This window comes from Haloprofundus salilacus (assembly GCF_020150815.1).
Lineage (GTDB): Archaea > Halobacteriota > Halobacteria > Halobacteriales > Haloferacaceae > Haloprofundus > Haloprofundus salilacus.
On the sequence record NZ_CP083724.1, the window covers coordinates 22,697 to 38,279 of the forward strand.

The 15,583-nt window shown below is 60.0% G+C and carries 11 protein-coding genes; 8 read left to right on the forward strand and 3 right to left on the reverse strand.

Going from position 1 to position 15,583, the window contains the following annotated elements; genetic code table 11:
• Positions 1 to 2: 2 nt before the first annotated feature.
• Complete coding sequence (folP, locus tag LAQ58_RS16860; protein WP_224450428.1) at positions 3 to 2,429, forward strand: dihydropteroate synthase; 2,427 nt, start codon at positions 3 to 5, stop codon at positions 2,427 to 2,429.
• Between the two features lie 58 nt (positions 2,430 to 2,487).
• Here folP and LAQ58_RS16865 read toward each other — a convergent pair whose 3' ends face one another.
• Both LAQ58_RS16865 and rdfA read right to left on the reverse strand, forming a co-directional pair.
• Positions 2,488 to 4,425, reverse strand: coding sequence for an archaea-specific SMC-related protein (locus tag LAQ58_RS16865; RefSeq protein WP_224450429.1), 1,938 nt, complete (start codon positions 4,423 to 4,425; stop codon positions 2,488 to 2,490).
• Positions 4,426 to 4,540: 115 nt separating this feature from the next.
• A complete protein-coding gene (gene rdfA / locus LAQ58_RS16870) occupies positions 4,541 to 5,137 on the reverse strand; it encodes a rod-determining factor RdfA (protein WP_224450430.1) in 597 nt (198 codons plus the stop codon).
• 215 nt (positions 5,138 to 5,352) lie between these two features.
• On the opposite strand from rdfA, the gene LAQ58_RS16875 reads away from it, so the two are divergent.
• The 3 genes from LAQ58_RS16875 (at position 5,353) to LAQ58_RS16885 (ending at position 8,577) form a co-directional block, all read left to right on the forward strand.
• Positions 5,353 to 6,018, forward strand: a complete 666-nt coding sequence (locus tag LAQ58_RS16875; RefSeq protein WP_224450431.1) for a helix-turn-helix domain-containing protein — start codon at positions 5,353 to 5,355, stop codon at positions 6,016 to 6,018.
• Positions 6,019 to 6,323: 305 nt separating this feature from the next.
• Positions 6,324 to 6,614: a DdfA family disk-determining factor gene (gene ddfA, locus LAQ58_RS16880; protein ID WP_224450432.1), complete on the forward strand. Its 291-nt coding sequence runs from the start codon at positions 6,324 to 6,326 to the stop codon at positions 6,612 to 6,614.
• Between the two features lie 22 nt (positions 6,615 to 6,636).
• The gene (locus LAQ58_RS16885; protein ID WP_224450433.1) at positions 6,637 to 8,577 is read left to right on the forward strand and encodes an aldehyde ferredoxin oxidoreductase family protein; all 1,941 of its coding nucleotides are present in this window, start codon (positions 6,637 to 6,639) and stop codon (positions 8,575 to 8,577) included.
• A gap of 455 nt (positions 8,578 to 9,032) precedes the next feature.
• Here LAQ58_RS16885 and LAQ58_RS16890 read toward each other — a convergent pair whose 3' ends face one another.
• Positions 9,033 to 9,677, reverse strand: a complete 645-nt coding sequence (locus LAQ58_RS16890) for a helix-turn-helix domain-containing protein (protein WP_224450434.1) — start codon at positions 9,675 to 9,677, stop codon at positions 9,033 to 9,035.
• A gap of 87 nt (positions 9,678 to 9,764) precedes the next feature.
• Between LAQ58_RS16890 and hutU the strand changes: the two genes are divergently transcribed.
• The 4 genes from hutU to hutH are packed head-to-tail and all read left to right on the forward strand — an operon-like array spanning position 9,765 to position 15,202.
• The gene (gene hutU, locus LAQ58_RS16895) at positions 9,765 to 11,510 is read left to right on the forward strand and encodes a urocanate hydratase (protein ID WP_224450435.1); all 1,746 of its coding nucleotides are present in this window, start codon (positions 9,765 to 9,767) and stop codon (positions 11,508 to 11,510) included.
• A complete protein-coding gene (hutG, locus tag LAQ58_RS16900) occupies positions 11,507 to 12,421 on the forward strand; it encodes a formimidoylglutamase (protein WP_224450436.1) in 915 nt (304 codons plus the stop codon). Before hutU ends, hutG begins: the two co-directional genes overlap by 4 nt.
• A complete protein-coding gene (gene hutI / locus LAQ58_RS16905; protein WP_224450437.1) occupies positions 12,418 to 13,635 on the forward strand; it encodes an imidazolonepropionase in 1,218 nt (405 codons plus the stop codon). Before hutG ends, hutI begins: the two co-directional genes overlap by 4 nt.
• Entirely contained in the window at positions 13,628 to 15,202 is a 1,575-nt protein-coding gene (gene hutH, locus LAQ58_RS16910) for a histidine ammonia-lyase (RefSeq protein ID WP_224450438.1), read from the forward strand. Before hutI ends, hutH begins: the two co-directional genes overlap by 8 nt.
• The last annotated feature ends 381 nt before the right edge of the window (positions 15,203 to 15,583 follow it).

The window sequence follows — 15,583 nt, forward strand, 5'->3', positions numbered from 1 at the left end:
ATATGGAGTATCACGAGTCAGTTGAGTACTTAGAATCGTTACAGCGGTCTCGACCCAAGCTCGGGACGGAGACGACTCGAAGGCTTCTCTCGGAGCTCGGGTCCCCTCACCGCGACGTCGACTGCGTCCAGATTGCGGGGTCCAACGGAAAGGGAAGCACCGCATGCATGCTCGAACGAGTTCTCCGCGAGGCGGGCCTCGACGTTGGCCTCTACACATCGCCGGATCTGAACGATCTGCGCGAGCGCATTCGGGTGAACGGTCGTACGATTCCGAGAGCACGTGTCAGCGAATTCGTCGAGGAGGTGGCTGACGCTATTGAGCAGCTCCGCGCCGAGAACGATGCGCCGACCTACTTCGAGGTGCTCACCGCCATGGCGTTCTCCCACTTCGATTCGGAGGCCGTCGATGTCGCCGTCCTTGAGGTCGGAATCGGGGGGCGGTACGACGCAACGAGCGTCATCGACCCCGTCGCCAGCGCCGTCACCAACGTCACGCTCGAACATACGGATATCCTCGGCGACACCGTCGAAGAGATTGCCCGCGATAAGGCGCAGGTCGCGCCATCGGAGGCACCGCTAGTTACCGGTGCGAAGGGGCCAACACTCGAGACCATTCGAGCGGAGACGGACGTCATCACCGTTGGTGCCGACGGCACGGACGTCATCGCCCGCGAGGAGGGTCTCGTCTCCGAGATCGAGAGCGCCGTCTCCATCTCGACGCCAAAGTGGTCGGTCGAGACGAAGGTTCCACTCCCCGGCCAGCACCAGGCGACGAACGCCGGTATCGCGGCGGCGTTGGCCGAGCAGGTGGCGGGCGTCGAACCGGAGACGCTCGCGCGCGGCCTCCGGAGCGCGCACTGGCCCGGTCGCTTCGAGATTATGTCGACGCAGCCGCTCGTCGTCCTTGACGGCGCACACAACCCAGGTGCCTGCGAGACGATTGCAACGCTCGTCGACCGCTATGAGTTCGACGACCTTCACCTCGTCTTTGGCGCGATGCGAGAGAAGGACCACGAGGCCATGGCGGAGGCGCTGACGCCCGCTGAAACAGCGATCCTCTGCGAGCCAGCCGTCGACCGAGCCGAGGATGCCGATGCGCTCGCGACGGTATTCGACGGCCGCGCTCGGCGCGTCGACCGCGTCGACCGCGTCGACTCCGTCCTCGAGGCGATTCATCGAGCACTGTCGAGGGCCGACCACGACGACTGCGTGCTCGTCACGGGGTCGCTGTACGTTGTGGCCGAAGCACGCGACCGGTGGACCAGCCGCCCGATTCCGATCGGAACTCGCCCATCTAGATATTCCAATCTGAGAGAGACATGTAGCGATGTCGGGGACAGTATCGCAGCGATCATCGCCGAATCAGCGGACAGTCGGACGTTGAAAGTGCCGCTGCGCGAACTGCAGGCCGAGCACGTAAAGCACACTTTCGAATCGGTCGGTGGCTCGTGTCTGCTCTCGACGCAGGGGCGGTCTGGCCGACGCGTTACGGCTATCCTCTCCGGGACAGTCTCTCAGTTTCGCGCGCTCGTCGATGCGTTGCCGAACGACAAACTCGGGTTAGCGGCCGTCTCGACTCAGCTCGCTCGCGCCGTCGACGGCAGCAGTCAGGGCCAACAGCGGTGGAGCAGCGGAACAGCGGTGATGGGCGTTCTCAACGTCACTCCAGACAGCTTCTACGATGGGGGCGTCTACGACCAAGTTTCGGCGGCCGTCGAGCGAGCCAACGAGATGGTCGCCGCGGGCGCAGATATCGTCGATATTGGCGGCGAGAGCACGCGCCCTGGGGCCGATCCGATTACGGTCGCCGAGGAGATCGACCGCGTCGTGCCGGTCATCGAACGCCTCAGCGGCCTCAACGTCCCCATCTCGGTCGATACACGAAAGGCGGCTATCGCAGACGCGGCCCTCGAGGCAGGTGCGGATATCGTCAACGACGTCTCCGGACTCGACGACCCCGAGATGCGATTCGTCGCGGCCGACCACGATGCGTCGCTCGTCATTACGCACAGCCTCGACGCACCCGTCGCACCCGACCGCCGCGTCGAGTACGACGATGTCGTCGAAGACGTACGTTCGGAGCTCCAGGAGACCCTCCTGCTCGCCGAACGGGCAGGTCTCGACCGTAGCCAACTCATCGTCGACCCCGGGTTCGGGTTTGGGAAGCGTCCTGACGAGTGTTTTGAACTGCTGGACAGGATGGACGAGTTCCGGGCGCTCGACTGCCCGATACTGGTCGGTCACTCGCGGAAATCGATGTTCGAACGCGTCGGCTCTGCCCCCGACGACCGCCTGCCGCCGACGCTGGCGGTAACTACGATGGCGGCCGAACGCGGTGTGGACGTGATCAGAGTCCACGATGTCGCCGAGAACGTTGCTGCGCTACGGACGGTCCGTGCGACGCTCGGCCAGGGGATGTCGACGTAATCCGTCTTAGTTTCGAAAACGAGAGAACGGTCGCACACTACGCGTCGGTGGTCGTCGACTACGACTCGGCGGCAAACGTCGCCGTCGAAATGGTCGGATAGGTCTCAGCGAGTTCCGTTGCCTCCTCGGGAAGGACGGCGGCGATGACGTACTCGGCGTGCATCTCGAAGTAGTCCAGTAGTCCCTGAATTCGCTCGGCGTCAAGCATCTCGACAGCATCGACGACGACGATTGGGAGTTCGCTCGCGACGTCGTGAGCGAGATAGCCCGCGAAGGCGACGACGAGACCGATGACCTCACGTTCACTCTTGCTTAGACTCTCGACCGTGTCCTCGTAGGCGGCGCCATCCTCGCTGGTTCGGACGACGTGGAGTTCGAACTCCGTCTCCGATGGTGTTTCGTCGCTCCCCGTGAGTCGTTCGATCCAGACGCGTTCGACGTTCTCGTAGTCCAGCCTGTCGAGCACTCGTTGCATCGCTTCGTTGAACGTCGTGACCAGTTCACGTTCGAGTGACTCTATCCGCTCTCGCTGTTCTCGAAGTCGGGTCGCGACGGAGTCTCGCTCGTCTTCGACGTCGTCCCGCCGTTCGAGATTCGACTCGAGGCGTTCAATCTCCGCCTCGATGTCTGCGAGTTCGTTCTCCCGCTGTCCCCGCTCGTACTCTAGGTCGGCGACATCGTCGTATCGGTCGAGCAGTGCGTCGTCACGCCCGTCGACCGTCTTCGCCTCCTCGGTGAGGCGGCCAACTTCGTCATCGAGGGCTGTCTTCCGTTCGCGAAGCTCGGACAGCAGTCCCTCTCGACGTTCGATCTCGGCTTCGAGGGACTGTTCGTCGGCTGCGAGCTCTTCTCGCTCCGCCTCTCGTTGCTCGACCTCTCGCTTCTGCTCTTCGAGTGTCCGAATTTGTTCGGTGAGTACTTCCCGCTGATCGCGCTTTTCCTGCAGTATCTCGCGGACGGTACTAACCTGCTTGGCAATTTCCCCCTGTTCGACGGCGGTACCGCATGTCCAGCAGGTTACCGTCCGTGAGGTCGGGTCGAGTTCAGCGACAATCTCGTCGGACTTCATCTCTCTGGGGATTTCCTCTCCGTCGTCCAACAGCTGCGTGTTCATCTCGACGATCGGACTCAACGCGTTGATGGTGGTCGTTAGCTGCTGTTTCTGGTGGTGTAACTGCTCTATTTCGGTGCCGAGCGATTCGACGTCTGTTTCCGAGTTGGCCGGGTCAAACTGCGCTTTTTGGGTAATCACCTCCTCCAATTCGGTCTTGAGCGATCGAACTGCTTCCTGTTGTGTTCGTATTTGGTCTCGTACCCGCTCTCGCTTCGCGCGCGTCTCGTTGAGTTCATCGAACACGTCGTCTTCACCGGACGCCGGCTCCTGCGATTCGATCTCCGACCGTACCTCCCGTAGCGACGCCTCGATGTCCTCTAGTTCGGCTCGAACGTTCTCCGCGCGCGCCTGAATTCCCGGAAGCCGGTCCTCCATCTTGTCGAACTCGGAGAGCTGTCCGTCGAGTTCGCGTTTCCGCTCGCTGAGACGTTCGATATTCTCCTCGATTTCTGCGGTATCGACCGGACGCATCAGCAGTTCGTAGAGGTCACCGTCTGCGAGGATACTTCGCCGAATCGGGTTCGTCTCACCCAGCGCGACAAACAGTTCGCAGAGATTCGAGCTCTCTGACACACGGTTCGCGCCCGTAACCACGTTTCTTCCGTCTCGGTTTTCGACCTCCAGATAGTACTCTTCGTCGTCGCTGCGGAGCGTGACGGTCCCGCGCTCGGCGTCGCTCTTGACGGGGGGTGTCGGACCACCGAGCACGCCGACAACTCCGCGGAGGAACGACGACTTATTTGATGCGTTCGACCCCGAGATAATAGTCACACCTGGCGAGAAAACCATCTCTCCTTGAGAGATTCCGCCGAGATTCCGAACTGTGACGTGTAACTCCCCGAGCGAGTGCTCGATGTCGGAATTAGAGTTATGCAGTGACATGGTATCGAGAGCGCCTTCGCGGGCGATTCATCGTTCATTTGTCTCGGTGGTATTTAACCTTGTATCACTTCTGCTCAGTTGCTGGTTCGCGGCGGTACCGGCGGTACTGGCGGCCTCACTGCTCTTGGCACGAGCAGCGGCCGCGGTCCACCAACCGAGCGAACGTGTACTCCTCTCCGCACGCTGAGCAGGCGACCCGCAGACTAAGCGTCACGTCGGGAGCACCAATCGTCAGTTCTCCGGCGTTAGAGAGTCGTTCGATGGTCCGTCCAGTTATCGCTTCCGTCCGGGAGAGGAGCTTGAACACCGTGTTCTTCGCCTCAGAGCGTTCGAGACCAGTCTCGCGGGCCGTCTCGACGCCCAGACAGTGGTTAAGGTGCGTTCGAATCGTTTGATAGCTCACGAAGTCGTCTACGACCGACTCGGGGTCGACTTCGTTCCGTTCGAGGCGTGAACGGACCTCGACTTTTGTTCCGGAGCTTACGTCTTCGTCGGTGTAGAGTCGGTAGATGTTTTCGACTTCTCCGTCGAGCGGGTCAACTCCAGCTTCCCGCATCGCCGCCTCGAGCACCTGCTGGTTGTAGTAGGACTCGAGATCGCGGAGGCTCGCCCCTGCCTTTCGCCGATCGAGAAGCGAATCGTCAAGCGAGGTGAGGTTCCACTTCCGAATTCCCGTGTCGACCTTGCAGGTCGATTCAGTCTCGTCCGGCATTGACTCCGCTGTGAGCCGTGCTCACTTCTGATTCCTCCCGTATTGGACCATTACTAGCTAGCGCTTTATTGCATCGGAACCATATATTTATGGCGGTCCCGAGAGAGCCATAGAGATATGTTCGACCAATCACAGGGATGGACGGCTTCGGGGGCGGACCGGCCGACCGTTTCGGAACAGCCGACCGAGAGATTGCCACAAAACCCACCTGACAGATGTCCATAACGGTCAAAGCCTACATCAAACACGACGAGCTCGCCCTCGTTCCGACGCTGCGACAGTCCGAGGACGTGTCCATCGAAGTATTAATGCAGGCGAACACCGACCCGGACTCCAACGTCTTTCCCTTCCTCATTAGACACGACAACCGCCGCGAGCTCGAATCGTGTCTCGAGTCGGACCCCACCGTCGAAGATTATGAACTCGTCGACGAAGGCGACAGCGTACACACCTATTATATCAAGCACACGCCGGATACAGAACTCCTAAGCCCAATCGTGATGACTGCCAACGGGTTCATGCTACACGCGGAGACGAAATCCGACGGGTGGTTCATCAAACTCCAACTCCCGGATAGAGAAGCGCTCAACACGGTCTGGAACTACACTGAGGAGCACGATATTCACTTCGACATCATCGAAGTATACGGTAATAGCGGTGGTGAGTCGGACGTCTCGTACGGACTGACGGACGAACAGACAGAGGCGATGAAGGTCGCGTTCAAGTGTGGCTACTTCAGTGAACCGCGGGAAATGACGCTCAGTGAGGTCGCCGACGAAATCGGCGTCTCCTCAACTGCGATGAGCGGCCGACTGCGGCGAGGAATGCGGAATCTAATATCCGCCGCGCTGATGGACGACGAAGAGTTCGAGTTTCGATAGCGGGCGACACTGAGAGGTTGAAACCCACTCTCCTCTCTCCATTCTGAACTCGTAAACGAAACAATAGTTTTCATCTAATTTCGGACCATTTGTCAGAAACCAAATGTTCTTTTCTGGCGTTTGGGGGGCCTACAGTACAAACAATTACAACTGTAGTAATGTTTCGTACGCTGTCCCGAGCTCTGTTACGGTTGAACTCGATTTGCCGAAATTAACAGAATCGTGGACGTTATTTTGCCTCGGCTATTTATATATCTGGAATATTACCCCCAAATTGTCATAGCGATGTTTTACCATGGTAGACCATGAGTAGCACAGCCAATTCGCCGTCAGAACGGAAAACCCATCATCTACGCCACGAATGGGGCGTAGACGGACAAATCAGCGACAGAATCGTCCGAGCCATCGCGGAGTACAAAAACAATCAACCGGAGGACCTGCCCGGTCTGGAAACGTGTATCAATCCGGAAGCACTCAACACTGTCTTCGAAACCGAAGGAAGCGGCGGTTGCGGAGCAGGTTGCATCACGTTTTCGTACTGCGGATACACCGTCCTCGTCCAGAGCACCGGCCACGTTCTCATCAAGAAGAACTAACGGAATCAACAACACCACAACAATGACTGATATCGGCGGTTTCCAGGACCACATCGCACGAATTGACCTCGGTGCACGTGACATCACGTACGATGGAATAGACGATGAAGACGCGAAAAAGTACATCGGGGCACGCGGCCTCGGCGTGAAGTATATCTTCGACGCTGGACCGGACGTCGATCCACTCGGACCCGATAATCGATTGGCGTTCATGAACGGTCCACTGACGGGCACGCAAGTGACCATGAGTGGTCGCATCGCAGTCTGTACGAAGTCGCCGCTCACCGGCACGGTGACCGACTCCCACCACGGCGGCTGGTCGGGGGCACGGCTGAAATGGGCTGGTTTCGACGGCTTACTGTTTGAGGGACAGGCTGAAGAGCCGGTCTACGCCTACGTCGATGATGGCAAGGTCGAATTGCGCGACGCGGCTCACCTCTGGGGGAAAGGTGTCCACGAAACTCGGGATACTATTGATTCGGAACTCGACGGCGAATTCGGGAAGAACCTCTCGATTATGGCTATCGGCCCCGGTGGTGAGAACGAGGTGCGCTACGCCTGCATTATGAATGAGGACGACCGCGCCTCGGGACGCGGCGGCACCGGCTGTGTGATGGGGTCGAAGAACCTGAAGGCGGTCGTTATCAAATCCGGCACGCGGATGCCGAAACCGAAGGACCCGGAGACGTTCCAGGAGGGTCACAAGCAGGCGATGAAGGCAATCACCGAGTCCGATGTCACCGCGCCGAACGAAGGCGGCCTCTCGATGTACGGGACGAACGTTCTGATGAACATCACCGAGGAGATGGACGGTCATCCGACCAAAAACGGCCGTTACACCTCCGGCGATGCGTACAACGAAGGCGAGAAAGACCGGCCACACGACCTTGATGCCGAGAAGATCAGCGGTGAGAACGTCCGCGAGAACATCCTTGTCGACGAGCCGACGTGTCACTCCTGCCCGGTCGCTTGTAAGAAGGAGGTCGAAGCCAATGTGATGCACAAGGGCGAGGAGATGAACGTCCGCATGGAATCCTTCGAGTACGAGTCTGCCTGGGCGCTGGGGACGAACTCGGCGAACGACGACCGGGACCGCATCGCCGTCATGATCGATCGCTGTAACGACATGGGCGTCGACACCATCGAGATGGGCAACATGATGGCAATGGCGATGGACGCGACCGAGATGGGATATCTCGACCAACTAGACGATGGCCTCGAGTGGGGCGACGCCGAGACGATGATTGAGATGATAGAGCGCGTTGCCCACCGGAAGGACGAACTGGGCGATCTTCTCGCCGGCGGTCAAAAACATGTCGCTGACGAACTCAACGCGCACGACTGTCGGCTCGACGTGAAGGGTCAGGCGATCGCGGCCTATGATCCGCGCTGCATGAAGGGGATGGGTATCGCCTACGCCACCTCCAACCGCGGGGCGTGTCACCTGCGAGGCTACACGCCGGCGGCCGAGATTCTCGGCATCCCCGAGAAGGTCGACCCTTACGAGTGGGAGGGAAAGGGCGAGCTCACCGCCACCTTCCAGGACCTCCACGCTATCTCCGACAGTTTCGACATCTGCAAGTTCAACGCCTTCGCGGAGGGCATCGAGGAGTATGTCCTTCAGTACAACGGCATGACGGGGCTGGAGTACAGCGAAGAGGAACTCCTGGAGGCGGGCGAGCGAATTTACAATCTTGAACGCTACTACAATAACCTGGTTGGCTTTGACGGCTCTGACGACTCCCTGCCCGAAGTGTTCCTCGAATCGGGTGAAACGCCTGGACAGGGCGCTTCGGAGGGAGAGTACTGCGAACTAGAGATGATGAAGGAGGAGTACTACGAGCACCGTGGCTGGGTTGACGGTATTGTCCCGGACGAAAAACTCGACGAACTCGATATCGATGTCGGCCCCGGAACGGGCGTATCGAGCGTCGACGGCAGTTCGGCGCCCGCCGACGACTGAACTGAAAGGGTACCCCTTCTTCGTGTAGGTTGAGCGGTTCGATACCCCCGACCGTTTTTCCGGGAATCAATTCTCCAAATCCATCGTCTTGCGTGCGTCTACGAGGGTTCTGGAACCTCTGTTAAAGTCGACCCGGAAGCGGGGACGAGTCAGACAGGCCACGAGTGTGGCGACTCCGACCCAACAGTTCGTCACATGGAGACACTGACGTGTCCGTGCGATTTCGAAAATCACTCACTCCTCCGGCATCAGAGACGTTCCTTCGAGATAACAGCGATTACGCAGTCAGGCCGATAGGAGAGTCGATGTAATTCGAGTGCGACGACCACGACTGGGCGGAGAAACTATACTTTCGTGAAAGACCCAACGCAGTACGCCCAAGTCTGCAAGTTACATCCGTGGGCCAGTAGCCGAACCCCAAAGAGAGATCTTCGTGGTTTAGTGCGGAGAGGATCTCAGAGATACTCGACGAACGCAGTTGCGAGCTTTTCTTCGGCGCGTCTGAGGTGGTGTTCTACCGTTCGGCGACCGACGCCCACCGTGTCTGCGATTTCGCGGGTTGTCGTTTCACGAGGTATCTCGTAGTATCCGCGTTCGTACGCGGTGAGAAACACCTCTCGCTGACGATTCGTGAGATTCGGAAGGAACGTACTGGCCGAGAGGACGGGTGTCTCCGATCTGACTGTCGTCAGCTTCTGCTTCGACTCGACCGTCAATTCGTGTTCCGCCGAGATATCGCTATACAAGGTAGAAAGGTTGGATGGGTCCAGTGCGAGTACGCGGACAACTTTCGCTCCGTGTTCGTATCGGAGGGGAGGTAACAGAAGACATCCGTTGGCGGCGATGTGGAGTTCGATGTAGTCGTCTCTGTACTCTTTCAGACACGCCTCGGTGATAACGGTCTGGTCGCCTCCGTTTTCGATTCGTTCACGGACGCCGACTCTCGATTTGACGTGTTCTACGACTTCGTCCCGTTGGTCGCCTTCGATGTGGAGTAAATCACAGTGGTCGTTGCACCAGAGTTCGATTCGGGTGTTGTTTTGGGCCGTCGAACTCGCGTACGGACTGTCGCTTTTGATCCGAAATACCGCCTTGTGCATGGACCCTATCCCACTCGACACTATTTAAACCCCTTTCCACATGGAGAGTCCAAACTATGGTTTCGCTAGTCGGTGGTACACGTACGCATGGCCGAGCAACAAACTAGGGACGAATCTGTACACGAGATCGAAAGCCCCTCATCGGAGTGGCTCGAATATCAGGGGTCGCCTACGGGAACGGAGATAGAGTGTGAAGGATGGCGACAGGAGGCCGCCCTCCGAATGCTCAACAACAACCTCGACCCGGAAGTCGGTGAGAAGCCGGAGAAGCTCGTGGTGTACGGCGGCACCGGCCGAGCGGCCCGAAGTTGGGATGCGTACGATAGTATCCTGGCGGAGCTCCGAACGCTCGCCGACGACGAGACACTGCTCGTCCAATCCGGGAAGCCAGTCGGACGGTTCACGACCCACGAGCGTTCGCCACGGGTGTTGATCGCGAACTCGAACCTCGTGGGCGCCTGGGATAACTGGGAGCACTTCCACGAACTCGAGTCGAAAGGTCTCATCATGTACGGTCAGATGACCGCTGGTTCGTGGGCTTATATCGGAACGCAGGGCATCATCCAGGGAACGTTCGAGACGCTGGCCGAAGCGGCTCGTCAACATTTCCCCGACCGCGAAGGGCTCCGAGGGACGATTACGGTCACCGCCGGCCTCGGCGGTATGGGTGGGGCCCAACCGCTGGCGGTGACGATGAATCACGGTGTCTGCATCGCGGCCGAAGTCGATGAAGACCGCATCGACCGACGGCTCGAAACGGACTACTGCATGGAGAAAACGAGTGATATCGACGAAGCCATCGATTTGGCCGAGGACGCCGCAGAGAACGGAGAGCCGTTCTCGATCGCCCTCCACATGAACGCCGCGGAGATGTTCGAGGGAATGCTCGACCGCGACTTCGTCCCGGACCTCGTCACCGACCAGACGAGCGCTCACGACGAACTGGAAGGGTACTACCCGGCCGGTTACACTGTCGAAGAAGCCGACGCGCTCCGCGAGGAAGATCCCGACCGGTACGTCGAAGAGAGCCTCGACACGATGCAACGTCACGTCAAAGGTATCCTCGCCATGCAAGAGCGAGGGTCGGTGGCCTTCGAGTACGGAAACAACATCCGGGGACAGGTGCAGACGCATCGAGGGATGGCGAACGCGTTCGATTTCCCGGGGTTCGTTCCGGCGTACATCCGTCCACTGTTCTGCCGTGGGAAGGGGCCGTTCCGCTGGGTCGCCCTCTCTGGTTCAGAGGCTGACATCCACCGGACCGACCGAGCCGTGAAAGAGCTCTTTCCCGATAAGGAACAACTGCATCGCTGGATCGACCTCGCACAGGAAGAGGTCTCGTTCCAGGGACTCCCGAGTCGCGTCTGCTGGCTGGGGTACGAGACTGACGAGGACGGCCTGACCGAACGTGCGCGGTTCGCCCTCCGAATCAACGAACTCGTCGCCGCCGACGAGATTACAGCGCCGGTCGTCGTCACGCGCGACCACCTCGATGCCGGTAGCGTCGCCAGTCCGAATCGGGAAACTGAGGCGATGCGGGACGGGTCGGACGCTGTTGCCGACTGGCCAATCCTCAACGCCTTGCTCAACTGTGCAGCCGGTGCCGATATCGTGAGCGTCCACGACGGCGGTGGCGTCGGAATCGGAAACTCCCTACACACCAACAATCACGTCGTGCTCGACGGGTCCGACCTCGCCGCCGAGAAGGCACAGCGCGTGTTCACCACAGACCCGGGCATGGGAATCGTCCGCCACGTCGACGCCGGATACGAGGACGCACTTGAGGAGGCCACGGCGTCGGACGTCCACATCCCAATGCGGGAGGACCAATGAGTGCCCTCACCGAACCAGTAGCCTGGACTGGGACATCGTCGGACCCCGTGGACGAACAGTTCGGCGACGTCGTCGACGAGGCCGATCTCGAAAGTGCAGACGAGTACGACGCAGTCCTCGTGGGCGAACCGTACGACGGAGCGGTTATCTCTCGTCGTGGTGCCGCGGAGGGTCCGTCGGCTATCAGAGAAGCACTGGAAGCGGTGAAGACCCATCACTTCGATGCGGGACCTGTCGACGGTCTCGCCGACCTCGGCGACGTGAACGTTCCCACGGGATCAGTTGCAGACGTACAGGATGCGATTCGGAACGTTACCGATTCCGTCCACGCACTCGATGCGCTTCCCGTGTTTCTCGGCGGCGACAACTCGTTGACCGTCCCGAACGTCGCACCGTTGCTCGAGGATGCGAGTGTCGGGGTTCTCAACGTCGATGCGCACCTGGACGTTCGGGAGGTACGAGACGGACCGACGAGCGGGACGCCCTATCGTCAGTTGCACGAGGCCGGACTCGACGGCTACGCCTGCATCGGCGCTCGACACTTCGAGACGAGTACGGCCTACCACGACTACGTCCGTGAGAACAGCGGAACAGTCGTGACAGCCGAGGAAGTCGCGGATGATCTCGTCGCGGCCGTCGACCGTGCACTCTCCGGTCTCGACACCGTCGACCGGCTCTATTGCAGCGTCGATATCGACGTTCTCGATGCGAGCTACCCCGGTTGTAGCGCGCCGACGCCCGGTGGGTTGCTGCCGCGAGAACTGTTCCAACTCGTCCGCCTCGTCGCCGCTGACGAACGAATCGCAGGCTTCGAACTCGTCGAGTGCGCGCCGCCGCTCGACGCCGAGGGTCGAACCGTCGACGCCGCCGCACGTACTGTCGCACACTTTCTTTCGGGGTGGTCTGCGTGACTGACCTCGTCGTCCACGATGCAGCCCAGGTCGCGACTCCGACCGTCGACAGCGATTTGGAGACGATTCGAGACGGCGCTGTGGCAATCGAGGACAGTGTGGTCGTCGCGGTCGGACCGACCGACGAAGTCGTCCGAGAACACCCACCAGAGAACGCGACGGCCGCCATCGACGCCTCCGGGAAAACGGTGCTACCGGGATTCGTCGACTCGCATACACACGCCATGTTCGCGGGCGACCGTGCCGACGAGTTCACCGCGAAACTCAGAGGCGCAACCTACCAAGATATCCTCACGGAGGGCGGCGGCATCTTGCGGACCGTTCGAGCGACGCGCGAAGCCTCTCACGAACAACTCGTGGAGAACCTCCTCGGGCATCTCGACGTGATGCTCGCCCACGGGACGACGACGGTTGAGGTGAAGTCCGGTTACGGACTCGACGTCGAAACGGAAGTGAAGATGCTCGAAGCCATCGCCGAAGCGGACGAACGCCACTCGATGGACGTAGTACCGACGTTCATGGGTGCTCACGCTGTCCCGAAAGACACCGACGCCGACGCCTACGTTGACCGGGTAATCGAGGAACAGATACCCGCAGTAGCGGCGGACGACCTCGCCGAGTTCTGTGACGTCTTCTGCGAGGCGGGCGTTTTTTCGGTCGAGCACTCTCGTCGCATCCTCAAAGCCGGACGAGAACACGGGTTGAAGCCGAAGATCCACGCCGACGAGTTCGAGCGACTCGGCGGCGCACAGGTGGCTGCCGAAGTCGGTGCCACGAGCGCCGATCACCTCTTGCAGTCGACGGCTGAGGATATTACGGCGCTCGGTGACGCGGACGTAACGCCCGTTCTCCTCCCGGGGACTGCGTTCGCGCTCGCGACTGAGTATGCCGATGCGAAAGCCTTCGAGGCGGCGAACATCCCGGTCGCGATTGCGACAGATTTCAACCCGAACTGCTTCTCACAGAGTATGGAGTTCGCAATCGACCTCGCCTGCAACGGAATGCGGATGTCGCCCGCGTCGGCTATCCGCAGTGCGACGGCGACAGCTGCCGAGGCGATCGACCGGACAGACGGCACGGGCACACTCCGAGAGGATTCGCCCGGTGACTTAGTCGTCGCCGACGTACCTGACTACGAGCACCTCCCGTACAATTTCGGCGTACAGAACGTGCAAACGGTCGTCAAGCGCGGGGAGGTGGTGCGCCGTGACTGACGACCCGGTCGTCGTCGACGGCGAATCGCTCACGCCGGAAGCCGTCGAACGCGTCGCACGGGAGGGGGCGACCGTCCGTATCCCCGACGACGCACGTGAGCGCGTCCGCGAGTCACGCGAACGCATCGTCGACATCGTCGAATCGGGCCAGGCCGTCTACGGTGTGAACACCGGCTTCGGCGAACTCGTCCAGGAGCGCATTCCCGCAGACGACATCGAAGCGCTCCAGCAGAACCTCGTCCGGAGTCACGCTGCCGGAACGGGCCGAGAACTCGACGAAGAAGAGGTTCGTGCGATGCTCGTCACCCGTCTCAACGCGCTCGTAAAAGGATACAGCGGCATTCGAGAGCGAATCGTGGACCTCCTCGCGGGGATGTTGAACGAAGGAATTCATCCCGTCGTGAAGGCCAAAGGGAGCTTGGGCGCGAGCGGCGATCTCGCACCACTCGCTCACCTCGCTCTCGTCGTTATCGGAGAGGGCGAAGCCACAGTCGATGGGGAGCGACTCCCCGGTGACGAGGCGCTGACCCGGAAGAATCTCGAACCGGTGACACTCCGTGCGAAGGAGGGATTGGCGCTCATCAATGGAACGCAACTGACCGTCGGACTGGCCTCGCTCGTCGTCTGTGACGCCGAACGAGCGATGCGTGCGGCGGATATCGCCGGTGCGATGACCACAGAGGCGACGATGGCTACGACGGCGAGTTCGCACGCCAGCATCCAGCGCGTTCGACCACACCGAGGGCAGGCCGAAAGTGCAGAAAATATACGTCGACTCACCCAGAACTCCGAAATCGTCGAATCGCATCGGAACTGTGACCGGGTACAGGACGCGTACTCGCTTCGCTGTCTCCCGCAGGTTCACGGGGCGGTCCGGGACTCCATCCGACACCTCCGCGAGGCCGTCGAGACGGAACTCAATAGCGCGACGGATAATCCACTCGTGTTCGCCGCCGAAGAAGCAGACGACCGCGCCAGCGGAACAGAGGGGGCTGCCGTCCTCTCCGGCGGGAACTTCCATGGGGAGCCGTTGGCGTTGCGGTTGGATTACGCCACGAGCGGTCTATCGGAACTGACCTCGATTTCGGAACGGCGGATAGATAGAATGCTCAATCCCAACGTCCAGGAAGAGTACCTCCCCCCGTTCTTGACCGAACGGAGCGGCCTTCGTTCGGGGTACATGATTGCGCAGTACACGGCCGCCGATCTCGTGAGCACGAACCGTTCGCAGGGACGGCCGTCAGTGGATAATATACCTGTCAGCGGGAACCAAGAGGACCACGTCAGCATGAGCGCGCAGAGTGCGTACGTTGCGCGCGAGACCGTCGAATCCACGCTGTCCGTCGTCGGGATCGAACTGGCCTGTGCGGCGCAAGCGCTCGATTTCGTTGCGGGCCAAGCTCCGGGTGTCGGGACCGAGGCTGCCTATCAGACCATTCGAGATCGTCTCGCTCATCTCGACGACGACCGACCGATCCATCGAGATATGGAGGTGATGACAGAGATTCTTTGTTCCGATACCCTACTCGAAAACGTGGAGGCGGCACTCGGCGCGAAACTGGCATAATGGATCCAATATGACCACCCCTTCCTTGCTCTCAGTCACCGTTTACAGTAGCTCGGATTTGTGCACGAGAGCGGCCGAATCCGCCGTTTGGGGTAGTTAGAAACTCGAGCACGCGGTAGAGCGTTTTGTAGCTTTGTCAATCCGAGCTACAGTTTAGGATCGGTACTCACAGAGATGCAAGGAGGAAGCCCACGGCTAAAGCCGTGGGAGGAGTCCGACACGGCTCGAACCTATCCACGAGCGATAGCAGTCCGACTCCCCCGTGTCAATCTAAACTCTCATAAATAGCTAGTTCGATATGTGAACCACCGATGGAGGTGATTCGCACCGTCAAAGTCAAACTCGACGTACCCACAGAGCGATGCGACGACCTCCATCAAA

Coding starts and splice junctions, on each gene's coding strand:
- LAQ58_RS16885 (WP_224450433.1), top strand. CDS start 6,637: ATGACTGATATCGGCGGTTTCCAGGACCACATCGCACGAATTGACCTC.
- LAQ58_RS16875 (WP_224450431.1), top strand. CDS start 5,353: ATGTCCATAACGGTCAAAGCCTACATCAAACACGACGAGCTCGCCCTC.
- hutG (WP_224450436.1), top strand. CDS start 11,507: ATGAGTGCCCTCACCGAACCAGTAGCCTGGACTGGGACATCGTCGGAC.
- hutU (WP_224450435.1), top strand. CDS start 9,765: ATGGCCGAGCAACAAACTAGGGACGAATCTGTACACGAGATCGAAAGC.
- LAQ58_RS16865 (WP_224450429.1), bottom strand. CDS start 4,425: ATGTCACTGCATAACTCTAATTCCGACATCGAGCACTCGCTCGGGGAG.
- rdfA (WP_224450430.1), bottom strand. CDS start 5,137: ATGCCGGACGAGACTGAATCGACCTGCAAGGTCGACACGGGAATTCGG.
- ddfA (WP_224450432.1), top strand. CDS start 6,324: ATGAGTAGCACAGCCAATTCGCCGTCAGAACGGAAAACCCATCATCTA.
- folP (WP_224450428.1), top strand. CDS start 3: ATGGAGTATCACGAGTCAGTTGAGTACTTAGAATCGTTACAGCGGTCT.
- LAQ58_RS16890 (WP_224450434.1), bottom strand. CDS start 9,677: ATGCACAAGGCGGTATTTCGGATCAAAAGCGACAGTCCGTACGCGAGT.